The organism is Acutalibacter sp., assembly GCF_056800975.1.
Map to the genome: position 1 here is coordinate 1 of NZ_JBQISV010000119.1, position 5513 is coordinate 5513.

A 5513-nucleotide genomic window follows, 5' to 3' on the forward strand; every position below is an offset into this window, starting at 1 on the left:
TCCTCAATGGTGTGGGTCTCGCCCTCAATGCCATAATAGGCCAGGTAGGCAAAGTCCTGCTGAGAGCCCAGGTTCAGCCAGGCCATGGCCAGCTCGGGGTTCTCACAGGCAGTGGAAATGGCGCAGCAGTCAGTGCCGCGGGTCCAGTTATACTGGCGCAGATGCAGCTGGTCGCCCTCCTTCTCTACAGGAGCAGGCACAGCCACCACGTCAATGTTGGGGTCCTCAGAGGCAACGGAGTGGATGCTGAGCAGGGTGTAGATGTCGGGCCAGGCGCCGCTGTCGCCGGTATTGGCCAAAGTCTCGGGCACAGTGGTGCTGGTGGTGCGGGTGTAGTAGTCCGCATCCAGCAGACCCTCAGAGTACCACTGATGCAGGGTGGTCAGATACTTTTTGTACCCCTCCTCAGCGGGGCTGTACTTCACCTGGTTGTCCACCCGGAAGAAGGTGTTGCCGCCCAGGTTGCCCACGCCGTAGCCCGCGGAGAACACGCCGAACCAGTCGCCGGCAGTGTAGGTCAGCCACAGGGGGGCCTTTGCTCCCTTCTTCTCTTTAAAGGCGGTCAGTACGTCGTGCCAGTCGTCGTAGGTAACAGGGGTATCCAGCTTCAGCTCAGTCAGCCAGTCCTGGCGCATGGCCATGCCATACCAGGGGCCCTGGTCGGGGCAGTTGATGGCGAACACAGCGCCGAACTGGCCGTCGTCGGTCTTGCAGTCCTTCAGCACCATCTCGTCCTGGCTGATCAGGGCCAGATAATCCTTGCCCAGGGTTTCGATCATGTCGTCCAGGGGCCGCACAACGCCGTCCTGAATGGCCTTGCCCAGGCCGCCTACATAGCGGGCGTTGGCGTCAAAAATCAGGTCGGGATAATCGCCGGAGGTGATCATCAGGTTGAAGTTCTCCGTCTCCTGGCCGGAGGTGGGAATCTGCCAATCGATGTGCACGTTGGTGCGCTTCTCCCACTCCATCACCGACTCAATGTCGTTATAGGTGACAATGCCCAGCTTGGGGTCAGTGGTGGCAGCGGTGCGCCAGGCGGTCAGTGTGACAGGCTCAGCCAGGGGGAAGCTGTAGCCGCCCTCGGCAGCGTCGCCATCCTCAGGGGTGGAAGCGTCTTCGCCGCTCTCTGTGCCAGCCTCGCTGCTCTCGCCGCCGGCCTCACTGCTGGCGCTCGAGGTTCCGCCGGCGCTGCTGCTGGAGCCGCCGTCGCCGCCGCAGGCCGCGAACAGGCTGGCGCACAGGGCCAGAGCCAGAAGCAGTGCCAGAACTCGTTTTGCTTTCATTTCTTTTACCTCCTAAGAAAAAATGATAATAAAATTATGTTCACTGGCGGAGCAGTCTATCGAGCCCCGCCAACTGGAACAACTGAAAAATCGGCAAGTCGCTCAAAAAAAAAAAAAAAACGCTAATTTCTTTGTGCTACTTGACTATTATAGTTCTACAGGTATTCTTTGTCAATCCCCATTTGCAAATTTTTTCATATTTTTTTCAAAATTTCTTAACAGGGGTACAAAAAAGAAGGGGGACCCCTTTGGGATCTCCCTTCCTTTCTGACTTATTTCAGGCAGTCTGCCAGCCGCCTGCTTATTTTGCAATTTCAGACAGCGCCGCATGCATCCGGCGCAGCACCTTGTCCTGCCGTTCTCCCAGCAGCATGGCCCCCATGCCCTGCGAGAGGCTCTCGGCCACAGTGGCTTCCAGATCGCCGCTCAGCACCATGGCCTCGGGCAGAGCCCGCTCCGCCGCAGCGGTGAGGCAGTCCAGATACACCTTTTTGGCTTTGGGGTTTGCGGCCACATCCTTCAGCTTGTCGTGCACTGAGAAGAACCCGGCTTTGGGCTCCATGCTCCCTGCCGCTTCCTCCACGCTCTCAAACCAGTTGATGGCGTCCTGGGTCTGCTGGAAGCCGGGGAAGGTGAACGCCCCGGGCTTCTCTGCGGCCTGGCGCAGCATGATGGTGTCGGCGCAGTCCCCTGCCCGGGCCGTGACGGCGGTGGGGGTCTCCGCCAGAGGCACACCCTCAAACACAAAGGTGTGGGCCCCCTCCTGGGTGGCGAACAGCCTGCCGCCCACATACAGCTCTACCCGGGGCTGGTTGGAGTGCACCCGCACAGTGGCGGTTTTGCCGGGCCGGGCAAAGTACCTGCGGCCGTCCACATGCACAAAGGGCTCCTGACTGAACCAGGCCTTGTAGACAAAATAGGAGTCCTTCAGAATCTTCCGGTCCAGAGTGGCAAGGCCCTTGTTGTTCCGGCCCTTGGTGCCTCCCTCCCGGCGGAAGTAGCTGCCAAAGTCAAACATATTCCACACAAAGGTCCCCCAAATCCAGGGGCGGGTGGCCCAGGTCTCGCAGGCGTTCTCGTGAATGAGCACCTGATACTCCTCGGTGTAGTCCATTTTGGCCGGGTCGTCGGAGTGGTAGCTCACCACCGCGTCGCAGCCATACTCGGTGATGGCAAAGCGGCGCTCTGGGTATTTCTGGTGGTACTGGTCGCACCAGGCGGCCAGGTCCTCCGGCTGGCCCCGATACCAGCCAAAGTAGTGGTTCCAGCCCTCCGCGTCAGAGCTGTTATGCAGCTCATGGTCCCAGCCAGCCCCGTATTCGTGGGCAATTACAGTCAGCCGCCGGGCGTCCAGGCTCTTCACCGCGTCGTTCAGGTCCTTATGACAGCCCAGCAGCTTGGGGTTGTCGTTGTCTCCCATCAGAATTTCGTTGGACAGCCCCCAGAAGCAGATGGAGGGGTGGTTGTAGTTCTGGGCCACCAGCTCTTTGATCTCATTGACTGCCGCCTCGTGGGCGTCGTCGTCCCAGCTGTTGGCAAAGTAGGGAATCTCCGCCCAGACCACCAGACCCAGCCAGTCAAAGGCCTCGTATATGTCCTGACTCTGCTGGTAGTGGGCCAGCCGCACGGCGTTGGCCCCCATGCCGGCAATGAGCCGGGCGTCCTCCCAGTGGTCATACTCAGAGAGGGCGTTGCCCTGGTACAGCCGGTCCTGGTGGCGGCACACACCCCGCAGGGGGTGCTCCCGGCCGTTGAGCAGAAAGCCCCGGTCCTTGTCCACCGCAAAGCTGCGCACACCGAACGCGCAGTCTACCTCATCCAGCACCTCGTTGAAGGACACCAGGCTCAGCTTTGCCCGGTACAGGTTGGCATTTCCCGGGCCGTCCCACAGCTGGGCGTTGGGTATAAAGGCCTGCAGCAGGGTTTTCGGGGCGGCAAAGTCCCACACCTCGCAGCAGAGCTCGTCCTCCATGTCCAGTATTTGCAGGCAGACCGTCTGCCCCTCCTTCACTTGGTCCAGATGGGCCCGCACCGTCACCTGGGCGCCGCCCTCCACAGGGTCCGCGTCTACATAGAATCCGCTGCCCCCCAGCTCGTCCAAGGTAAAGCGGCTTTCGGGGACGCTGATGAGCCGCACATAGCGGTACAGCCCCCCATAGAAGGTGAAGTCCGCCCGCTGGGGGTAGACCTTGTCGCTGTAGCGGTTGTCGCAGAGGATGGCAAGGGTGTTCTCCCCTTCCTGACAGAGATCGGTCACATCCGCCCGAAAGGCGCTGTAGCCCCCCACATGCCGGGCGGCAAACTGCCCGTTGACCCAGATCTCCCCTACCAGGGAGGCTGCGCCCACCTCGATGTAGGTGCGGCCTCCGGGCAGAGGCTGACTGGGGGCGGTAAAGCTTCTCACATACCAGTAGGCCCCCCGCTCAAAGGGCTGGCCCTGCTGGTCCTCCACCCCGTTCCAGCTGTGGGGCAGGGCGACGGGCTCCCAGTCCTCTCCGGCGGGCAGTTGGGCGGGGGCGGCCGTGCATTGGCGGCTGAACAGCCAGTTTTCATTCAGGTCGCAAATTGTTCTCATAGTATTTTCCTCTTAAAAGTCATACTCGATGACGCCCCAGGGGGTCTCCTGCCGGTGCAGGGCCACAGACTGGGACATGGCCCGGGCCTCTTCGCCGGTGACGCTGCGATGCTGGGCCTGGGAGATGAAGATGGCGTCAGAGAGCAAAGCGGTCTCCATGGCGATGTAGGGGGAGTCGATGCGGGTGCTGTCGTCCAGCTCTCCCCGGAGATAAGCGGCCCAATGGACCTGGTTATCATTATAAAGGGCCATTCTGGGGTCCGCCTGGGCCTCTTTGCGGCCGTTCTCCTGGCAGTTGATGATCTTGGAGGTCTTCAGGCCGTCCTCATAGCCAAAGAACTCCAGGGTGGGCTTCTGGGCGCTGCCGCCTCCGGCAATGCGGCCTCCCTTGGGCACAGCCAGGTCTCCGCCGGTGGTGTCCACGTCAATGAGCTTCAGCCCGCCCATGGAGCCGGCAATAAAGCTGGTCCCCACCTCGTCCATGTGCATGGCCCAGTCCTCGTAAATGTCCAGGGAGACTCCGTTTTTGAAGGTGGCAATGCCCACGCTCAGGTCCTCCACGTCATAGGTGACGCCGGGGGGCAGCAGGCGGGGGTCCCGGTAGTAGTCGGCTGTGGACACACCAAAGACCGTGTCCAGCTCGGGCATACCCATTACATACAGCATCTGAGCCAGATGGTAGATGCCCAGGTCGCACAGAGGGCCGTGGACGCCGATGTCCTTGGAAATAAAGTCGCGGGAGAAGTTGGGCATGTCAAAGCCAGGACGGCCCTCCCGGCGGTGGCCGACGCTGCGGGCGTGGTAGATTTTGCCCAGCTTGCCCTCCTCGATCATCCTCTTGGCCAGACGGGTCTGCAGGTTGTAGATGGAGCTGATCTGCACTGCCAGCTTCTGGCCGGTGGCCTTCTGGGCGTCGTAGAGGATTTTTGCGTCAGCATAGCTGGCGGCCATGGGCTTCTCGCAGTAGCAGGGGAAGCCGGCTTTCATCACCGCCACGGACACAGGCGTGTGCAGGTTGTTGTGCACGCACACGTCAATGGCGTCCAGATCGTCCCGTTCCAGCATTTTGCGGAAGTCCACATACAGGTCCTCCTGGGGGATGCCGTAACGCTCGCCCCAGGCCTTGACCTTGGCCTCGTCAATGTCGCACCCAGCCACCACCTTGGCGCCGGGGATGTTGGACCAGATGGTCATGTGGCGGTTGGAGATCATGCCGGTGCCGATAATGCCGATACGCAGTTCTTTCATTGGGGAAAAGCCTCCTTATATGGTTGTATAGATACCGTCTGCGTAACCATTATACTCTGTTTTTGGCAGCATTGCAAGAGGGAGCGGCCCAGGGAGCCGGGTTTCAGCCCTGCATTTCCCGGGCAATTTCCCCCAGAATCCGCACGCCCTCCTTCAACTGCTCATCGGTGGGCGTGGAGAAATTGATGCGGAAGGACTGGCAGGACTCCGCCTCGTCTGTGAGAAAGGCTGTGCCAGGCACCACGCACACCTTGCGCTCCGCGCCTCTTTTTACAAAGTCCAGCATGTCCATGTCCTCTGGCAGGGTGCACCAGGCAAACAGCCCGCCCTCAAAGGGGTTCCAGGAGATTAGGGGGCGGAAATGCTCCTCCATGGCCTGCAGCAGCACAGCGGACTTGCGCCGGTAA

The 5513-nt window shown here is 60.8% G+C and carries 3 protein-coding genes and 1 pseudogene; all 4 read right to left on the minus strand.

The window, feature by feature from the left end; translation table 11 throughout:
* The coding region (locus ACTO5E_RS09910) for an extracellular solute-binding protein (RefSeq protein ID WP_482303318.1) at window positions 1-1283 on the minus strand (1283 nt) is incomplete at its 3' end.
* A 301-nt stretch (window positions 1284-1584) separates the two neighbouring features.
* Window positions 1585-3858 (minus strand): glycoside hydrolase family 2 protein, encoded by a 2274-nt coding sequence (locus ACTO5E_RS09915; RefSeq protein ID WP_482303320.1) that lies wholly within the window; start codon window positions 3856-3858, stop codon window positions 1585-1587.
* Between the two features lie 12 nt (window positions 3859-3870).
* Entirely contained in the window at window positions 3871-5106 is a 1236-nt protein-coding gene (locus ACTO5E_RS09920; protein ID WP_482303322.1) for a Gfo/Idh/MocA family protein, read from the minus strand.
* A gap of 103 nt (window positions 5107-5209) precedes the next feature.
* Window positions 5210-5513 (minus strand): annotated as a pseudogene (locus ACTO5E_RS09925) (aminotransferase-like domain-containing protein); the annotation flags it as partial.

Coding starts and splice junctions, on each gene's coding strand:
- ACTO5E_RS09915 (WP_482303320.1), bottom strand. CDS start 3,858: ATGAGAACAATTTGCGACCTGAATGAAAACTGGCTGTTCAGCCGCCAA.
- ACTO5E_RS09920 (WP_482303322.1), bottom strand. CDS start 5,106: ATGAAAGAACTGCGTATCGGCATTATCGGCACCGGCATGATCTCCAAC.